This is a genomic window from Kitasatospora sp. MY 5-36 (genome assembly GCF_001182915.1).
Lineage (GTDB): Bacteria > Actinomycetota > Actinomycetes > Streptomycetales > Streptomycetaceae > Kitasatospora.
Genome location: NZ_LFVW01001219.1, coordinates 1 through 1,327, shown reverse-complemented (window position 1 = coordinate 1,327; position 1,327 = coordinate 1). Strand labels below are relative to the sequence as shown.

The following is a 1,327-nucleotide window of genomic DNA, read 5'->3' as shown; positions in this document are numbered from 1 at the left end:
GGTCGGGGTGCGCTGCGATCCGGCGGTGGCCGCGTTCTCGACCAGCCGCTCCTCGCGCAGCACGTCCAGGGTCGCCAGCGCGGCGGCGCAGGCCACCGGGTTGCCCCCGTAGGTGCCGCCCTGCGAGCCGGGCCAGGCGCGGCCCATCAGCTCGGCGGGCGCGGCGATCGCGGACAGCGGGAAGCCGCTGGCCAGGCCCTTGGCGGTGATCAGGACGTCGGGGCGCACCCCTTCTTCGTACTGGTGGGCCCAGAACCGGCCGGTGCGGCCGAAGCCGGTCTGCACCTCGTCCACCACCAGCAGGATCCCGTGCCGGTCGGCCCGCTCGCGCAGCCCGGCCAGGAAGCCGGGCGGGGCCGGGACGTAGCCGCCCTCGCCGAGCACCGGCTCGACGAACATCGCGGCCGTCTCGGCGGGCGCGGAGACGGTGGCGAGCACCTCGTCCAGCCCGCGCAGGGCGTGCGCCACCGCCTCGTCCTCGGACAGCCCGAGCCGGAACGCGGCCGGGAAGGGCGCCACCGCGACCCCGGGCATCAGCGGGCCGATGCCGGCCCGGAACCGGGTGCCGGCCGTGGTGAGCGAGGCCGCGCCCATGGTGCGGCCGTGGAACGCGCCCTCGAAGACGATCACGTTCTGCCGTCCGGTGGCGTGCCGGGCGAGCCGCAGCGCGGCCTCCACCGCCTCGGTGCCGGCGGTGGCGTAGAACAGCGAGTCCAGGCCGGACGGCAGGACCTCGCCGAGCCGCTCGGTGAGCGTGAGCAGCTGGTCGTGCAGCACGGTGGTGTACTGCCCGTGGATGAGCCGGCCGGCCTGTTCCCGGACGGCCTCGACCACCTTCGGGTGACAGTGGCCGGTGCTGGTCACCCCCACGCCGGAGGTGAAGTCGAGGTGGCGGCGGCCGTCGGCGTCGTAGAGGTGGAGTCCTTCGCCGCGTACGGCGACGACCGGGGTGGCCTGCTTGAGCGCCGGGGAGAGCTGGGACACGGGGCCTGCCTTCACGGGTTGGTCCTGCCTTCACGGATGTCGTCTCGGGGGTCGTGACCGGCGCCGTCGCGGACGTCGTCACGGGTGTCGTGATCGGCGCCGTCGCTGACGTCGTCACGGATGTCGTCACGGGTGGGCGGGGTCGGGCCGACGGGCGGCAGGTAGCCGGCCTCGGCGGCCCAGGTGAGCGCGGCCGACCACCACCGCGGGGTCGGCGCGGCGAACCGCACGCCCAGGCGGTCGAGCACCGCGGTGGTGTACGAGCTGTCCACCAGGACGCGGCGCTCCTCCTGCGCCGCCCAGGCGGCGGCCACCCGGGCGGCCGTCGGGTGGCGGCGCTCGG

Annotated in this window: 2 protein-coding genes; both read right to left on the bottom strand. The window is 76.0% G+C overall.

Translation table 11 applies throughout. The features are described 5' to 3' along the window. The coding region (locus AE652_RS41520) for an aspartate aminotransferase family protein (protein WP_049661185.1) at positions 1-984 on the bottom strand (984 nt) is incomplete at its 3' end. Between the two features lie 11 nt (positions 985-995). After that, positions 996-1,327: hypothetical protein (locus AE652_RS41515; RefSeq protein WP_049661184.1), on the bottom strand; the 332-nt coding region annotated here is incomplete at its 5' end.